The organism is Roseburia sp. AM23-20 (assembly GCF_003470905.1).
Taxonomy (GTDB): Bacteria; Bacillota; Clostridia; order Lachnospirales; family Lachnospiraceae; genus Roseburia; species Roseburia rectibacter.
On record NZ_QRHS01000011.1, the window covers coordinates 39147 to 56611 of the forward strand.

The following is a 17465-nucleotide window of genomic DNA, read 5'->3' on the forward strand; positions in this document are numbered from 1 at the left end:
CCATCAGGTCAGTAAGCGGCACCGGAGCTCTTCCGTTACAGAGAGACCTGTTAGGGATATTTGTGTATGATAGATGCACGATAGGCATATGTATATGTGTGATATGATATATACATATATGGTACACAGAATATATGATGGGGCAGAGAGGTCATGGGAACATGGCAAGAAAAGTGGTACCGCGGAAGTATAGGCTTTCGTCTTTTGGATGTATAAACATCTATCAGACGAAAGTCTTTTTATTTATCTGAAAAAAAAGAAAGGAGTTGTCTGCAGTGTGCAGACGGTAAGAGGTTATGAATGGATTAGTAATTGTTTTAATTGGAATTGTAGCACTTGCAGCAGGATATCTGCTGTATGGAAGGTGGCTTGCAAAAAAATGGGGGATCGACCCGAATGCAAAAACACCTGCCTATACACATGAGGACGGACAGGATTATGTACCGTCATCAAAATTTACCGTATTTTCACATCAGTTTTCTTCCATCGCAGGAGCAGGACCTGTTACTGGACCGATCTTAGCATCCGTGTTTGGATGGGTACCGGTTCTGTTATGGCTGATCATCGGTGGATTGTTCTTCGGTGCCGTACAGGATTTTGGCGCACTGTATGCATCCGTAAAGAATGAAGGAAAATCGATGGGAATGATCATTGAGAAATATATCGGTAAGACAGGACGGAAATTATTCATGCTGTTCTGCTGGCTGTTTACACTGCTTGTTATCGCAGCATTCACTGATATGGTAGCAGGAACATTTAATGGTGTCGGATTAGACAGCGCAGGAACTGCTTATGCAAACTCAGCAGCAGCATCTATTTCGATGTTATTTATCGTTGTAGCTGTTATCTTTGGCGTGATCCAGAAGCATGTTGGAAAAATGAATGAATGGGTAAAAGCAGTTGTTGCGATCGCTCTTTTAGTTGTGATGTTTGCAGTTGGTATGAAACTTCCAATCTATGCTTCAAAGACAGCATGGATCTACATCATCATGGCATACTTATTCCTGGCATCTGTTCTTCCAATGTGGCTTCTGATGCAGCCGAGGGATTACATGACAACATTTATGCTGCTCGGTATGATTATCGGTGCAGTTGTCGGAGTTGTCGTTGCACATCCGCAGATGCAGTTAAATGCATTTAATGGGTTTAATGTAAATGGAAGTGGATTATTCCCGACATTATTTGTTACGATCGCCTGTGGTGCAGTTTCCGGTTTCCATAGCCTTGTATCTTCCGGTACTTCTTCTAAGACAGTCAGCAATGAAAAAGATATGCCGATGATCGGCTATGGCGCAATGGTAGTAGAATCATTACTTGGTATTGTGGCACTGGTAGTTGTCGGAGCCGTTGCAGTCGGTGGAACAAAACCTGAGGGAACACCGTTTGCAATTTTCTCTTCCGGTGTTGCCGGCTTCTTAGAGAAACTTGGTGTTCCGGTTCAGGTTGCAACTGTATTTATGACTATGTGTGTATCGGCACTTGCATTAACATCACTTGACTCTGTAGCGAGAATCGGACGTATGTCTTTTCAGGAACTGTTTTATGGAGACAGCACCGATCCAGAAAAGATGACACCTGCACAGCGTGTACTGACCAATAAATATTTTGCGACAGTGATCACATTATTCTTCGGTTATCTGCTGACACTTGGCGGATACAATAATATCTGGCCGTTATTTGGTTCTGCAAACCAGCTCCTTGCAGCAATGGTATTGATCGCACTGGCTGTGTTCTTAAAGACAACAGGAAGAACCGGATGGACACTTTACATACCAATGTTCGTAATGCTGGCAGTTACATTTACAGCCCTGGTGCAGAAAACGATTGCACTGGTATCAAATATTGCCGCACACAATGCAACGTTTTTAGTGGATGGATTACAGCTTATTGTCGCACTTTTACTTATGATATTAGGTGTTCTGGTTGCATATAGCTGCTTAAAGAAACTGTTTACAACAGCCAAAAATTCAGAGCAAAAATAAGATACGGTTAGTATTTCTTGAAATATTACCCCATGTCTGCTATACTGTTCGCGTATATTTTTTCAATATATGGAAATGAATATGGGTGTAAAATGATTAAGAAGATAGATATTCTTGGAATACAACTGGACAATTATACAGTGCGGGAAGCAATCATGCGCGTGGAAGCCTGGTATGATAATAATGTGTTAAATGTTATCGAGATGGTTTCCATGCAGATGCTTACCGAGTCGGAAACAGATCCTGTGTTAAAAGAGGTGATCTCATCCCTTGATCTGGCAGTGATCGGAGAGAAAGGAATCCTTCAGGCGGCGGGAGTCGATACGATGCAGAGGATTCGAGAAACAGAAGAAAATGATTTTTCAGATGAATTTTTAAAGCGTGTGGAGCGTAACCGTAAATCTGTTTTTGTTATTGGAGAAACACAGGAGGCTGTTGATGAATTAATACAGGAACTTAGTGAGGAATATCCCAAGCTGGTACTGGCTGGTGCTGCTGCGACGGAAAACTGCGTTGGAGATCTTGAGGGTGTGATCAATGAGCTGAATGCTGCAACACCGGCTGTGATCATTTCGATCATTCCATCCCCAAAACAGGAACATTTCCTTGTAGAACACCGTGACAAGATCAATGCGAATTTATGGTATGGAATCGGCGGATTTGAAGTTCACCGGAAAAGATCGAAGATCAAAGGTTTTTTCTTTAATCTGATTCAACGTATCAGATTAAAAAACAGTATTGAAAAGTATGAAAGCTGAGGTTTGGTATGCAGAAGTTTTTATATAAAAGATCTCTGGTCTGGGATTATATCCTTATGCTGGTGGGAACGGCATTGATCGCAGTGAGTATTCAGTGTGTTTATGATCCGGTCAGTATGGTAACAGGAGGATTTACCGGTCTTGCAATCATTATAAAAGATGTGACTGGCAGACTGATTCCGGGTGGTGTTCCTTTATGGCTGACGAACCTTGTGCTCAATGTGCCGTTATTTTTAGCTGCTTTTAAGATCAAGGGGAAACGTTTTATCTGGAGAACGATCGTTGGAACACTTCTTCTTTCTCTCTGGCTTTATATACTGCCTCTTATCGATCTTACTGATGGTGATTATGTGCTGGCAGCGATTTTCGGCGGCTGTATTGGCGGTGTCGGAATGGGACTTGTGCTGCTGGCAAAATCAACAACCGGTGGAACGGAGATGGTGGCGACCCTGATCCAGCATTACTATAAACATTATTCCGTGGTACAGATCATACAGTTTTTAGATGGAGCGGTTGTGATCGCCGGACTGTTTGTGTTTGGTGTACATGTGGCATTGTATGCGATCGTTGCAATTTTTGTGACAAGCAAAGTGTCAGATGCGCTGATGGAAGGTTTAAAGTTTTCAAAAGCTGCATTTATTATCACAGACCATTATGATCAGGTGGCAAAACGTATCATGACAGAGTTAGAGCGCGGCGTGACAGGGCTTCACGCAAAAGGAATGTATTCCGGTGCGGAAAAATGCATGCTTTACTGTGTGGTTTCGAGAAAAGAGATTGTTCAGGTAAAAGAGATCGTAAGCGAAGTGGATCCGGATGCATTTGTAATTGTTTCAGATGCAAGAGAGGTACTCGGTGAGGGATTCCAGGAGCAGATGTCCTGAAAATTTTCTTTGTGAACTATGTACACTGTAAAAAATGGGAAAAAAGCAGGATACATTGAGGAAGTGCATAAAAAATATGCATTTCCTCTTTCTTTTTTTGCTGTTTTGCATTAAAATAGAATTTAGGTATTTTTAAGTGGGGACAATGGGTATATTTTTATTGTGAAAGTTGCCCATGCGTGCAATGGAGGTTATGTACTGTGTCATACAGAAATTGACAGCTGATGTACACAGCAGCCCGATTTGCCGGGTGTGTTTCAAATGAAACGAAGATAGAAGGAGCGGAGCTTATGATTTCAAATCAGATACTTCAAAATACAATTGATGGGTTGAAAGGAATTACCCGCATTGATTTATGCATTATTGATGTAGAGGGGAAGGTGCTGGCTGCTACATTTCCGGAAGCAGACAAATATATGGAGCCGGCGCTTGCGTTTGTGGAATCTCCTGCAGACAGCCAGGTTGTAAACGGCTATCAGTTTTTTAAGGTGTTTGACGATCATCAGTTAGAATACATCCTGCTTGCCAACGGCGACAGCGATGACGTCTATATGGTGGGGAAAATTGCCAGTTTCCAGATCCAGAATCTTCTGGTAGCATATAAAGAGAGATTTGATAAAGATAACTTTATCAAGAATCTGCTTTTGGATAACCTGCTTTTGGTTGATATTTACAATCGTGCCAAAAAACTGCATATTGATACGGAAGTCAGACGTGTTGTTTTTATCGTGGAGACCAACCGCGACAAAGACGGTAATGAACTTGAACGTATTCGTGGCATTTTTGGGGGAAAGACCAAAGATTTTGTCACCGCAGTCGATGAGAAAAACATTATCGTTGTAAAAGAAGTAGGCGAGAACGAGGGATACGAAGAGATGAATAAGACCGCCGAGGTCATTGTAAATCTGTTCCGTTCTGATTCGGACAGTGATGTACATGTGGCATACGGTACGATCGTCGGAGAGATCAAAGAAGTATCTCGTTCCTATAAAGAAGCAAGAATGGCACTTGATGTAGGCAAGATTTTCTTTGAGGAAAAAGATGTTATTGCTTACTCTACACTAGGAATCGGACGTTTGATCTATCAGCTCCCGATCCCACTCTGCAAAATGTTTATCAAAGAGATCTTTGATGGTAAATCACCGGATGAGTTCGATGAGGAGACACTTACAACGATCAATAAGTTTTTTGAGAACAGCCTGAATGTTTCCGAAACTTCCAGACAGCTTTATATTCACCGTAACACATTGGTATATCGTCTGGACAAGCTGCAGAAAGCAACCGGACTTGATCTGCGTGTGTTTGAAGATGCCATTACTTTTAAAATCGCACTTATGGTAGTAAAATACATGAAGTACATGGAGTCGTTAGACTACTAGAAATGGAGATTGCTATGATTAAGTTAGAACATGTCAGCAAGTCGTACTCTGCAGGAATACCTGCGCTTAATGACGTGAGTCTTAACATTGAAGAAGGAGAATTTGTATTCATCGTCGGGGACAGTGGTTCCGGAAAATCTACGCTGATTAAACTTTTATTGAAGGAACTTGAACCGACGGAGGGTACGATCACAATAAACGGTCAGAAATTAAATAAGATCAGGCGAAGACAAATCCCGAAATTCCGTCGTAAGATAGGCGTGGTATTTCAGGATTTCCGCTTGTTAAAGGATCGTAATATTTATGATAATGTTGCATTTGCACAGAAAGTCATCGGAGAATCCACGCGTTCCATCAAAAAGAATGTTCCTTTGATGCTTTCCATGGTAGGACTGGCAGCAAAATACCGCTCATATCCGAAACAGTTGTCCGGTGGTGAGCAGCAGAGAGTTGCAATCGCAAGAGCACTTATCAATAAACCGAAGATTCTTCTGGCAGATGAACCAACCGGTAATCTGGATAACAATAATGCCTGGGAGATCATGAAGCTGATGGAAGAGATCAATAACAATGGTACAACGGTTGTTGTTGTTACCCATAACCTTGAGATCGTAAAAGCCATGAATAAACGTGTTATTACCATGCAGAAAGGTGTAATCGTGGATGACAGTGATACAGCCAGCAGTATTGTGACTGGTGATAATGCTATCAGCCGCAGCCTGACGGAACGCGATGTATTAAAACGCGAGGGAGATTACGATTATGAGGATTAGTACTTTTTTTTATACGATTAAACAGGGACTGGTCAACATCTGGAAAAATAAGATGTTTTCACTCGCATCCATTGCGACGATGACAGCGTGTATTTTTTTGTTTGGTCTTTTTTATTCAATCGTGACCAATTTTCAGGCAATGGTAAAAGATGCCGAATCCGGCGTGGCGGTCACAGTATTTTTTGATGCGGGTATATCAGAACAGCGCATTGAGGAAATCGGTGATCTGATCAAGCAGCGCGTTGAGGTATCCCATTGTGAATATACGTCTGCGGATGAAGCCTGGGAAAGTTTTAAAGATGTTTATTTTGATGGTAATGAAGATGCGGCTTCAAGTTTTGCTGGTGATAATCCGCTTGCCAATTCTGCAAGTTATTCTATCTATATGAATGATATATCAATGCAGAGTACGTTAGTAACTTATTTAGAGTCCATAGATGGAATACGATCTGTAAAACAGTCTGAAATGGTAGCGCATACACTGACTGATTTTAACAGTCTGATTGGTTACATTTCTGCAGGAATCATCCTGATTTTGCTTGGCGTTGCGATTTTCCTTATCAGCAATACGATCACGGTCGGTATTTCCGTGCGCAGGGAAGAAATTGGAATTATGAAACTGATTGGTGCAACGGATTATTTTGTCCGTGCCCCGTTTGTGGTTGAGGGAATCGTGATCGGGTTGATCGGAGCGGCGATTCCGCTTGGTATTTTGTATGTTTTATATGAGAAGATCATATTATATATTGGAGATAAGTTTAAATTTATCAGTAATATGATACAGTTCTTAAGTGTGGATCAGGTATTCCACACATTGGTTCCTGTGGCATTGTTACTTGGTGTTGGTATTGGATTTATTGGAAGCCGGATTACAATCCGCAAACATTTAAAGGTATGATAATTAATAAAAGTCAATGGATACACAGGATAACGGCTGTATTACTGATTGTGATGATCGGTGTGGCTGCCACAGTGCAGATAACACCGGCAGCAGAAAACAGCAGTGCAAAGAAAAGTGAAAATACATCCACATCTTTAAAAGAAGCGCAGCAGGAAAAAGCAGCTTTGGAAAAGGCTTTGGAAGATGCAAAACAGACCATAAACGAGCTCAAAGAGTCCAAAGGGGATGTGCAGGAAAAAGTAAATGACCTGAATACGCAGCTAATGAATATTTCAAGTCAGATCACTGCACTCGAAAACCGGCTTGCGCAGAAGAATCAGGAGCTGACTGAGAAAAAAGACCAGATCGAGGATACGAAAAGTCAGCTTGAAGATGCAAAAAAGCAGGAAGAACAGCAGTATGCGGATATGAAAGTGCGCATACAGTTTATGTATGAAAATGCACAGGAGTCCTACTTTGAGGCACTTTTCAGTTCAGAGAGTTTTTCAGATTTTTTAAATTCTGCTGAGTATATCATACAGATTCAGGAATATGACAGAAAAAAGCTTAACGAGTATCAGGACACAGTGGATTATATTGAGAATGTGGAAAAACAGTTAGAAGAAGACTATGCCACATTAGAGGAAATAAAAAAAGAAGTAGAGCAGGAAAAAGCATCTGTTGAACAGGAAAAGGCTTCGGTTGCAGCACTTATGAAACAGCGTGAGACAGAACTTGCCGGAATCGAGGGAAATATCGATTCGGCACAGAGTGATGCAGATTACTATGCGGCGGAGATAAAGGCACAGGAGGAAATCATTGCGGAGATCAAGCGTATCGAAGCAGAGAAAGCGGCTGCAGGCAAGCAGGATAATCCATATACAGGAGGAGTTTTCACCTGGCCTTGTCCGAGCAGTACACGTGTGACCAGTGATTATGGAACACGTGTGTCGCCGATGGGAGGTGCTTCTTCCAATCATAAAGGAATTGACATCGGAGCGTCCGGAGGTGCTGCGATCGTGGCGGCAGCGGATGGAACGGTTACGACGGCAGCCTACAGCAGTGCTGCCGGCAATTATGTGATGATCGATCATGGCGGTGGATTATATACTGTATATATGCATGCGTCTGCGCTTCTGGTTTCACCAGGTCAGACAGTATCTGCCGGACAGACGATCGCACAGGTCGGAAGTACGGGTATTTCTACTGGAAATCATTTACACTTTGGTGTATCATTAAACGGAAGCTATGTCAGCCCGTGGAGTTATCTGGGCAGATGATGCGGATGTTTTTGGGACTACCGCAATGCGCGGTGGTCCTTTTTAAATTGGTTGGATTTGGGTGTCAAAAGGTGGCTTTTAATTTTGGGATTGTCAAATTGTGAACCACCTTTTGACATCCGAAATCCGAAGCTTCATGGGAAATTTTGTCCCGATGTAGTAGGACAGCGAATCTTCACATATGAATGATATGATAAGTAATGTGGAGTGTAGTATAAAAGGCAATATGAAATAAAAATGCGGCTGGTCACACAACAGGTGTGAATGGCAGCGTAAAACGGCAGCATAAAAATCAACATAAAAACAGCGCAGGAATGGAGACAGAATATGGAAAATAAAAATGAGCAGCAGGTTCCGGAGATTATGCCAGAGCAAATCGGAGAACCGAAGAAAAGCAAAAAAGGACAGATGGCAAAAGGTGTGGCCTGCGGTATTGCAGGGACGATTTTCGTTGGATTTGTCGCACTGAGCGTAGTTACAAAAGTAACAGGAGCAAAAATCTACATAACGAATGCATCTGGTAAGACGGACTCGATCCTGGATGCAAAAACGGTTCAGAAGATCAATGAACTGAAAGCATATACAGATATGTACTATTATGACGAGGTGGATGATACCGAATTACAGGACGGACTGTATGAGGGCATGATAAGCGGTCTTGGGGATAAATATTCCGTCTATTATAATGCAGAAGATTATAAACAGATGCAGGTGAGCACAACCGGACAGTATTATGGAATCGGTGCGGGATTACGGCAGGACCCGGATACGATGGTAGTATCAATTTCCAAGATATATGAAGGAACACCTTCGGATGAAGCAGGACTGCTTGCAGATGATGTGATCACTTCGGTTGACGGAACAGATGCCACAAGCATGGAAGTGACGGAACTGGTAAAACTGATCCGTGGTGAGGAGGGGACATCGGTACATTTAGAAGTATACCGTCCTTCTACCGGGGAAAATTTATCTTTTGATGTAGAGCGTAAAAATGTAACACTGCCAAGTGTGTCTTCACAGATGCTTGACTATAATATCGGTTACGTCCATATTGATTCTTTTGAGACAGAGACTGCAGACCAGTTTGAAAAAGCAGTGGCAGAGTTAGATAAAGAGGGAATGAAAGCAATGGTTTTGGATGTGCGCTATAATGGTGGAGGACTCGTTACCGCTGTTGTGCAGATCTTAGATGATATTCTTCCGGAAGGCACAGTTGTATACACGGAAGACAAAAACGGTCACCGCGAAACATATACGTCAAGTGGAGACACTTACATGGAATATCCACTTGCAGTGCTGATCAACGGAGACAGTGCAAGTGCATCTGAGATTTTAGCCGGAGCGATTAAAGATTACAAATATGGCACATTGATCGGAACAACTACATTTGGAAAAGGAATCGTTCAGACTATTTTCCCACTTGAAGATGGGGATGCAGTGAAACTTACCACAGCAAAATATTTTACGCCGAATGGAAACTATATCCACAGTGTTGGAATTGATCCGGATATTGAGTTGGAATATGAATATTTAGATCCGGATGGAACGGAATATGATGTAAAATATGATAACCAGATCCAGAAAGCAGTGGAAGTACTCACGGAGGAATTAAACGGAAAATGAACAAAACAGTAATGCGGTTGATTCTGGGAATCATGCTGATATGCTGGATGTTTATCATATTCTGGTTTTCCAATCAGCCAGCGACGGAATCTTCCGAGATCAGCGGTACGATCTCATACCGTCTGGTTGAAGATACAGATGATATTTTTAACTGGGGACTGACAGCAGAACAGATCAGAAAGATAGCAGGAAATATTGAATATCCAATCCGGAAAGCTGCACATATGACAGAATATGCAATTTTAGGATGGATCGCATTTGCATTTTTGGGTTCGTGTGGAATACAGGGGAAAATGCATTATATTGCAGTACTTGGATTCAATTTTTGTTATGCGTCGACAGATGAGATCCACCAGCTGTTTATCCCAGGGCGTTCCGGACAGTTTAAGGATGTCTGCATTGATACAGCGGGAACAGCAATAGGTCTTTTACTTCTTGCGATTCTCTTAAAAATATGGAGAAGGCATTGCGCAAAAAGAGCGCATACTTTACAATAGAAATATATCTTAAATATCAGAAAGAGGTGATACTGTGGTAGAACTTGATCAATTTAAAGTGACCCTGAACACATACAGGGAACCGCTGCAGGAAGTGAGGGATTCACTTTGACCTGGCTAATAAAGAGCAGCGGATCCAGGAATTAGAGAGGGAAATGGAAGATCCCGGTTTTTGGGATGATCCGGTTGTTTCCCAGAAAAAAATGAAAGAATTAAAGAGCATGAAGGATGATGTCGCAACTTATGCATCCTTAAAGACAGAATTTGAGGATATTGAGACATTGATCGAGATGGGATATGAGGAAAATGATGCTTCCCTGATCCCGGAGATCCAGGAAATGCTCGATGAATTTACGAAGACCTATGATGGTATCCGTATCAAGACTTTGTTATCCGGGGAATATGATTCGGATGGTGCGATCGTCTCACTGCATGCAGGAGCCGGAGGCACGGAGTCCTGTGACTGGGCGGCAATGCTTTACCGCATGTATACAAGATGGGCATCGGACAAAGGATTTTCTGTGGAGGTTTTAGATTCCCTTGACGGGGAGGAAGCAGGTATTAAATCCATCACATTCCAGATCAACGGAGAGAATGCATATGGATACATGAAATCTGAAAAAGGTGTGCATCGTCTGGTTCGTATTTCACCGTTTAATGCAGCCGGCAAGCGCCAGACATCGTTTGTATCCTGCGATGTCATGCCGGATATCGAGGAAGATCTTGACGTTGAGATCAATGAGGACGATCTGCGGATCGATACCTACCGTTCAAGTGGTGCCGGTGGACAGCATATCAATAAGACATCTTCCGCAATCCGTATTACGCATATTCCGACCGGAATCGTGGTACAGTGCCAGAATGAGCGTTCCCAGTTCCAGAACAAGGATAAGGCAATGCAGATGTTGAAGGCAAAACTGTATTTGTTAAAGCAGCAGGAAAATGCGGAAAAAGCTGCAGATATCCGTGGAGAGGTAACGGAGATCGGTTGGGGTAACCAGATCCGTTCTTATGTTATGCAGCCATATACGATGGTAAAAGATCACAGAACCGGTGTAGAAACCGGAAATGTAGACAGCGTCATGGATGGAAAGATTGATATTTTTATCAATGGTTACCTGAAATGGCTTTCACTTGGATGCCCGAAGGGACTTGGAGGAGACGATGAGTAAGGGAACGGTCACACTCCTTGTGATTGTCTTTGTTGTCTGCATATCCTGTGGCGCGGGATACGCGGCATACCGGATCGTGCGGGAAAAACTGCGTAGATTGTCCCGCATGGCGTTTGGCACAGATTCCATCAAAGAGGGATTAGAACAACAGGCAAAAGAGCTTGCGGTAACACCGAAATCCGTTTCTGCGATGACACGGATTTTTCTGCCGCAGATCCAGAGGGATTTTCCTGATTTTCATATCGAACAGTTTAAGGATAAAGTGGAAAATGCACTCATGCTGGCATTGCAGGCAATCGCTGCCGCAGATGCCGGCATTTTTGAAAGACAGATAAAAGATGGCGTTTCGGAAGAATTTTTAGCGCAGATCAAAAACAGAATCCGTGAAAATGAGACGGAGGCAGTCACAGAGCACTACGAACAGATACAGATTCATCAGACAGAGATTGCTGGTTATGAGAAAAAGCAGGGTACCTGTGTGATTACATTCCAGAGTGCAGTCGGGTATCTGCATTACTGTGAAAAAGCGGGAAAAATCTTAAGCGGCAGTAAAGAGCTGACGGAACAGACCAGATATAATGTACAGCTTATGTATATTCAGAATGAAAAACTTGCAGGAATGGACAATGCAGTCGGAACTACCTGCCCGAACTGCGGTGCGCCGATCACAAATCTCGGCGCAGCTTACTGTGAGTACTGTGGTTCGGCGGTGACGCTTTTGAACCTGAAAGTATGGACATTACATAGTTTTGATGAGACGGACTACCATCATTCATAACAAAGGATGGAAAACAATGGAGGAAAATCCTCTGCTTCTGCAAAGGCAGTCGCATTTTGCTCCGCAAAACAAGGAGGAAAATCCTCTGCTCCTGCAAAGGCAGTCGCATTTTGCTCCGCAAAACAAGGAGGATTAATTATGGGAATTATCAGAGCAATTACGCAGGCGATCGGCGGAGGTCTTGCCGATCAGTGGTTAGAAGTTTACGAAGCAGATGACATGGGGGACAACACTGTCTTTACGAGCGGTGTGCTGATCCGAAAAGGACAGAACCGGAAGGGAACGCCGGATACGGTCAGCAACGGTTCGATCATTCATGTGTATGACAATCAGTTCATGATGCTCGTAGACGGCGGAAAGATCGTAGATTACACGGCAGAGCCGGGATATTATAAAGTGGATAATTCATCCATGCCATCCATGTTCAACGGTGAATTTGGAGAATCTTTAAAAGAAACATTCAATCGTTTCAAATTCGGCGGACAGACGCCGACGATGCAGAAGGTATTTTTTATCAATCTGCAGGAGATCAAAGGAATCAAATTCGGTACCAGAAATCCGATCAATTATTTTGATAATTTTTATAACGCAGAATTGTTTTTGCGTGCACATGGAACTTATTCCATCAAAGTCACCAATCCGCTGCAGTTCTATGCGGAAGCCATCCCGAAAAATCAGGATCATGTGGAGATCTCATCCATCAATGAACAGTATCTGTCCGAGTTTTTAGAGGCACTGCAGGCATCCATCAACCAGATGTCAGCGGACGGAACCAGAATTTCCTATGTGACTTCAAAAGCAAGAGAACTTGGAAAGTATATGGCGAATACGCTCGATGAAGAGTGGAACCAGATGCGCGGTATGGAGATCCAGAGTGTCGGTATTGCGAGCGTATCTTATGATGAGGAGTCCCAGAAACTCATCAACATGAGAAATGAGGGCGCAATGCTCGGTGGTGACTTCAATGTAATGCGCGGTATGGCAGTCAAAAATCTGACCGAGGGTGTGCGTGATGCAGGAAGCAATGCAGCAGGAGCCATGAACGGGTTTATGGGAGTCGGCATGGGCATGAATGCGATGAACCAGACGTTGTCAGGACTTGGCGCACTTCAGACACCGCAGGATCAGCAGGGGCAGATGTATGGAAATGCAGCACAGAGCCAGATGGCAGGAGGCATGAATCAGGGGCAGAATGCGGGAGCCATGAACCAGAGCCAGCCAAATCCGGCAGGCAGTGCAGCGGGCACATGGACCTGTGAGTGCGGCCGCACCAACACGGGAAAATTCTGCAGTGAATGTGGAAAACCGGCGCCTGCACCAAAGAATGAGTGGACATGTGAATGCGGCCATGTCAATACAGGAAAATTCTGCAGTGAGTGTGGAAAACCGGCACCGGCAGCAGAGTGGACGTGTGAATGTGGTCAGGTCAACAAAGGAAAATTCTGCAGTAACTGTGGAAAAGCGAGGGACTAATTATGGCAGTGATCAGTTTTAAATGTCCAAATTGTGATGGAGAACTGATTTTTGATCCTTCCACACAAAAGTATAAATGTGAATATTGTTTCAGTCTGTTTTCACAGGAAGAGTTAGATGCCATGAAGCCGGCACAGACGACGGAACCTCAAAATGCAGATGCTGCGGGCGCAGGAAAAGCATCAGGTAAACCGGAGGATAAGAAGCAGAGCCAGCCGGGAAATAAAGCAGGTAGTGGAGCAGAAAAAGATAACACGGAAAATAAAGAGTCAGATAAAGAAGCAGGGAAGGAAGCAGGGAAGGAAGCTGATGCAGTGACCTATACCTGTCCGAGTTGTGGTGCACAGATTGTGACGGATGCCACTACAGCGGCGACTTTCTGTTATTATTGCCATAATCCGGTCGTGCTTGGCGGACGGCTGGAAGGTAAATTCCTGCCGGATCAGGTGATTCCGTTTTCTGTGTCGAGGGAAGATGCAGAAAAAGGATTCAAAGATTATGTCTGCAAGAAAAAATTTGTCCCGCGTGCCTTTTACAACAAAAAGCAGGTCGAGAGCATCACAGGTGTATATTTTCCATACTGGCATTACAATACCAGCCTGGAGGGAAAAATGCAGGGCGAGGCGAGAAATGTCCGCGTGTGGCGAACCGGAAACACGGAATATACGGAGACAAAGTATTATCAGGTATCAAGAGAAGGTGATGTAAAACTTGAAAACCTGACGGAAAATGCACTTGGGAAGGCAAATCAGGAGCTGATCTGCGGTGTAATGCCTTATGATTTTAAGGATGTGAAAAAGTTTCAGCTTGGATTTCTGTCTGGATTTCTGGCAGAAAAGCGTGATATTGAGAAAAAACAGATAGAAAAGAAAGTGCAGCAGGAAGCGCGTGAGAGTGCAGAGAAACTGATGCGGGAACAAATAAATGGATACAGTTCCGTGTCGATAAAAAATGCCGATTTCCGGGCATTAAAAGAAAAGTGGTCGTATACGCTTCTGCCGGTATGGACAATTACATACAAGGCGAAAAACGGAAAAATCTATTATTTTTCCATGAACGGACAGACTGGAAAGGTGTACGGCGAACTCCCGATCGACTATAAAAAAATCTCACTTGTCAGTGGAATCGTCAGTCTGGTAACACTGGTCATTTTATTACTGGGAGGGCTAGCATGAGACAGAAAAGATTTTTATGTTTAAAGGGTATTGTATTTGCCTGGCTGTTTACGATTTTACTTGCAGCAGGCGGACAGCATGTATGCTTTGCAGCAGAAGAAAATGTTCCACAACAGACGGTATATGATGATGCTGCGCTTCTGACACCGGAAGAGATCGAGACGCTTGAGAGTGAACTGGACGCTGCGGGAGAGAAGACCGGATGGAATATGCTGATGTTGACGACGGATGACACAAATGGAAAAACCACGCAGGAATATGCGGATGATTTCTTTGATGCGATTGCAGAAAACGGTGATGGTGTTGCACTCCTGATCGATATGCAGAACCGTGAAATCTGTATTTCTACCGGTGGCATTGCAATCAGGTATCTTACGGATGCGCGTATTGAAGATATTTTAAATGACGGATATGAACCGATCTCAGATGGAGAATATGAACAGTGTCTGTCTGTAATGTTAAAAGATGTGCTGGTTTATTATGATGAAGGAATCCCGTCAAATCAGTATGAGTATGAGGAGGCGGATATTGAGATCACGCCGGCAGAATATGTCATCACATCCGTTGTTTTAGCTCTGATCCCAGGCGCTATTGTATTCCTGGTGCTTGTACTATTTTGTAAATTAAGGAATGGCAAATATAAATATGACGCTCATGAGTCCGGAACAGTGAATATAAAGAAACACAGCGATGTGCTTGTGAACACTGTTGTGACACACCGTCATATAGAAGAGAAGAAAGCAGAAGACAGCGGCAGGAGTACGGTACATACGAGCAGCAGCGGCGTAAAACATGGTGGAGGCAGTAAAAAATTTTAACAGCATAATAAAAAAATGTTCCTGACATGATAAAAAAGAGGTTGCGTATGCAGCCTCTTTATGTTATTATCTTCCTCATGAGGACAAGTGTCAGCGTGCAACAAACACAACAGATGAATTTCTAAAGAGAGGGATAGAGTCACATGAAAGAAAAAGGTCAGTATTATGTGCTGAAAGAAAAAGCAGTTCCGGAAGTCCTCTTAAAGGTGGTCGAGGCAAAGCGGCTGATTGAATCCGGTAAGATTGCATCCGTGCAGGAGGCAACAGAAAAAGTTGGCATCAGCAGGAGTTCTTTTTATAAATATAAAGATGATATTTTTCCATTTCATGACACGGCAAAAGGAAGGACGATCACATTAGTCATCCAGTTGGATGATGAACCGGGGCTGTTATCCGTTGTATTAAAGACCGTAGCAGAGTTTCATGCTAATATTCTTACGATACATCAGAGTATACCGATCAACGGTATCGCTTCTCTTACACTCAGTGTGGATGTCCTGCCACAGACTGGTGATGTGGCTGAAATGTTAGAGCACATTGAGGAACAGGAAGGCATCCATTATGTGAAGATTCTCGCAAGAGAATAAGACATGGCAGATGCGTCATATATTGTAGTTCATAAAATATGCATGTAAGATGTGTAAAATGATAGAAAGATAATAAAGTCTGTCTGAGAGGATGGAAGCGATAGTCTGGCAGACGAACTTGGAGGATGAAAAATGAAAGCAGCAGTAATGGGATATGGAACAATCGGTTCTGGTGTTGTGGAAGTACTTGACATCAACGGAAGCAGCATAGCAAAACGTGTCGGAGAGCCGGTAGAGATCAAATATGTATTGGATTTAAGAGATTTTCCGGGAGATCCGATCCAGGATAAGATCGTACACGACTATAAGACGATTGTAGAAGATCCTGAGGTAAAGATCGTCGTTGAGACCATGGGAGGTGTGGAACCGGCTTATACCTTTGTAAAAGCAATGTTAGAGGCCGGAAAACATGTTACTACTTCAAACAAAGCGTTAGTAGCAGCAAAAGGAGCAGAGCTGATCGCACTTGCAAAAGAAAAAAATGTTAACTTTATGTTCGAAGCAAGCGTCGGTGGCGGTATCCCGATCATCCGTCCGTTAAATTCCTGTCTGACTGCTGATGAGATTGAGGAAATCACAGGAATCGTCAATGGAACAACGAACTATATGATGACAGAAATGTCAGAAAAAGGTGCTGATTTTGATGAGGTATTAAAAGATGCACAGGCAAAAGGATATGCGGAGAAAGATCCGACAGCCGATATTGAAGGGTATGATGCTTGTAGAAAGATTGCAATTCTGACATCACTTGTCTGTGGACAGCAGGTAGATTTTGAGGATATCCACACAGAAGGAATTACACATATCTCTGCGACCGATATTAAATATGCAAAAGCCATGGGAAGAGCCATTAAACTTCTTGCAACAAGCAAAAAGACAGACGGCGGGTATGTTGCAATGGTTGCCCCATTCTTATTACCGAAAGAACATCCGTTATATAATGTAAACGGTGTGTTCAATGCAATTTTTGTTCATGGAAATGTACTTGGAGATGCAATGTTTTATGGAAGTGGTGCAGGAAAACTTCCTACCGCGAGTGCAGTGGTAGCAGATGTTGTGGAGATGGCAAAAAATGTTGACAAGAATATTCCGGTTGAGTGGAGTTCAAAGAAATTAGAACTGGTAGATTACCGCAGCGCGAAGAATCGTTTCTTTGTCAGAGTGTCAGGTACAGATAAGGCATCTGTGGAAAAAGTATTTGGAAATGTAGAGTATATTGATGTACAGGGTGTTACAGGAGAACTTGGCTTTGTAACAGAAGAGATGACAGAAGAGGCTTTAGAGAACAAAAAAGCAGCATATGGGGAAGTGTTGAATGTCATTCGTGTAGCGTAAAAAGAAAAGCAGGTCGTGAATCACGTGAGGGCGGTTCAGGGGTTGCTTTTTTGTAATCTTATGAAATGCCC

16 protein-coding genes are annotated in these 17465 nt (G+C 43.1%); all 16 read left to right on the plus strand.

All coding sequences use genetic code 11. From position 1 onward, the window contains the following. Nucleotides 1-296: 296 nt before the first annotated feature. The 16 genes from DW650_RS10060 to DW650_RS10135 all read left to right on the plus strand — a co-directional run bounded on the left by DW650_RS10060 (nucleotide 297) and on the right by DW650_RS10135 (nucleotide 17394). Nucleotides 297-1982 carry a carbon starvation CstA family protein gene (locus tag DW650_RS10060; protein WP_117922499.1) on the plus strand — a complete coding sequence of 562 codons (1686 nt, stop codon included), beginning with the start codon at nucleotides 297-299 and terminating at the stop codon, nucleotides 1980-1982. Nucleotides 1983-2074: 92 nt separating this feature from the next. Further along, nucleotides 2075-2740 (plus strand): WecB/TagA/CpsF family glycosyltransferase, encoded by a 666-nt coding sequence (locus DW650_RS10065; RefSeq protein WP_243093950.1) that lies wholly within the window; start codon nucleotides 2075-2077, stop codon nucleotides 2738-2740. A gap of 8 nt (nucleotides 2741-2748) precedes the next feature. Then, a complete protein-coding gene (locus DW650_RS10070; RefSeq protein ID WP_117922501.1) occupies nucleotides 2749-3624 on the plus strand; it encodes a YitT family protein in 876 nt (291 codons plus the stop codon). 290 nt (nucleotides 3625-3914) lie between these two features. Continuing rightward, nucleotides 3915-5003 carry a PucR family transcriptional regulator gene (locus tag DW650_RS10075; protein ID WP_006855194.1) on the plus strand — a complete coding sequence of 363 codons (1089 nt, stop codon included), beginning with the start codon at nucleotides 3915-3917 and terminating at the stop codon, nucleotides 5001-5003. 14 nt (nucleotides 5004-5017) lie between these two features. Next, complete coding sequence (ftsE, locus tag DW650_RS10080; protein WP_015520859.1) at nucleotides 5018-5776, plus strand: cell division ATP-binding protein FtsE; 759 nt, start codon at nucleotides 5018-5020, stop codon at nucleotides 5774-5776. Continuing rightward, nucleotides 5766-6674, plus strand: a complete 909-nt coding sequence (gene ftsX / locus DW650_RS10085) for a permease-like cell division protein FtsX (RefSeq protein ID WP_117922502.1) — start codon at nucleotides 5766-5768, stop codon at nucleotides 6672-6674. The genes ftsE and ftsX overlap by 11 nt, the downstream gene beginning before the upstream one ends. Next, complete coding sequence (locus DW650_RS10090; RefSeq protein WP_243102926.1) at nucleotides 6671-7936, plus strand: murein hydrolase activator EnvC family protein; 1266 nt, start codon at nucleotides 6671-6673, stop codon at nucleotides 7934-7936. The genes ftsX and DW650_RS10090 overlap by 4 nt, the downstream gene beginning before the upstream one ends. Before the next feature lie 327 nt (nucleotides 7937-8263). Next, nucleotides 8264-9559, plus strand: a complete 1296-nt coding sequence (locus DW650_RS10095; RefSeq protein ID WP_118209826.1) for a S41 family peptidase — start codon at nucleotides 8264-8266, stop codon at nucleotides 9557-9559. Continuing rightward, nucleotides 9556-10056 carry a VanZ family protein gene (locus DW650_RS10100; protein ID WP_117922505.1) on the plus strand — a complete coding sequence of 167 codons (501 nt, stop codon included), beginning with the start codon at nucleotides 9556-9558 and terminating at the stop codon, nucleotides 10054-10056. The genes DW650_RS10095 and DW650_RS10100 overlap by 4 nt, the downstream gene beginning before the upstream one ends. 34 nt (nucleotides 10057-10090) lie before the next feature. Continuing rightward, a protein-coding gene (gene prfB, locus DW650_RS10105; protein WP_118209827.1) for a peptide chain release factor 2 occupies nucleotides 10091-11228 on the plus strand; the annotation gives its coding sequence in 2 pieces (ribosomal slippage) (nucleotides 10091-10165 and nucleotides 10167-11228; 1137 coding nt in all). Further along, complete coding sequence (locus tag DW650_RS10110; protein ID WP_118209828.1) at nucleotides 11221-12006, plus strand: zinc ribbon domain-containing protein; 786 nt, start codon at nucleotides 11221-11223, stop codon at nucleotides 12004-12006. Before prfB ends, DW650_RS10110 begins: the two co-directional genes overlap by 8 nt. Before the next feature lie 138 nt (nucleotides 12007-12144). Continuing rightward, nucleotides 12145-13479: an SPFH domain-containing protein gene (locus DW650_RS10115; protein ID WP_015560959.1), complete on the plus strand. Its 1335-nt coding sequence runs from the start codon at nucleotides 12145-12147 to the stop codon at nucleotides 13477-13479. A gap of 2 nt (nucleotides 13480-13481) precedes the next feature. Then, nucleotides 13482-14654 (plus strand): TFIIB-type zinc ribbon-containing protein, encoded by a 1173-nt coding sequence (locus tag DW650_RS10120; RefSeq protein WP_118209829.1) that lies wholly within the window; start codon nucleotides 13482-13484, stop codon nucleotides 14652-14654. Beyond that, entirely contained in the window at nucleotides 14651-15472 is an 822-nt protein-coding gene (locus tag DW650_RS10125) for a TPM domain-containing protein (protein ID WP_118209830.1), read from the plus strand. The genes DW650_RS10120 and DW650_RS10125 overlap by 4 nt, the downstream gene beginning before the upstream one ends. 143 nt (nucleotides 15473-15615) lie before the next feature. Beyond that, the gene (locus tag DW650_RS10130) at nucleotides 15616-16059 is read left to right on the plus strand and encodes an ACT domain-containing protein (protein ID WP_006855183.1); all 444 of its coding nucleotides are present in this window, start codon (nucleotides 15616-15618) and stop codon (nucleotides 16057-16059) included. Between the two features lie 132 nt (nucleotides 16060-16191). After that, a complete protein-coding gene (locus tag DW650_RS10135) occupies nucleotides 16192-17394 on the plus strand; it encodes a homoserine dehydrogenase (protein ID WP_118209831.1) in 1203 nt (400 codons plus the stop codon). The last annotated feature ends 71 nt before the right edge of the window (nucleotides 17395-17465 follow it).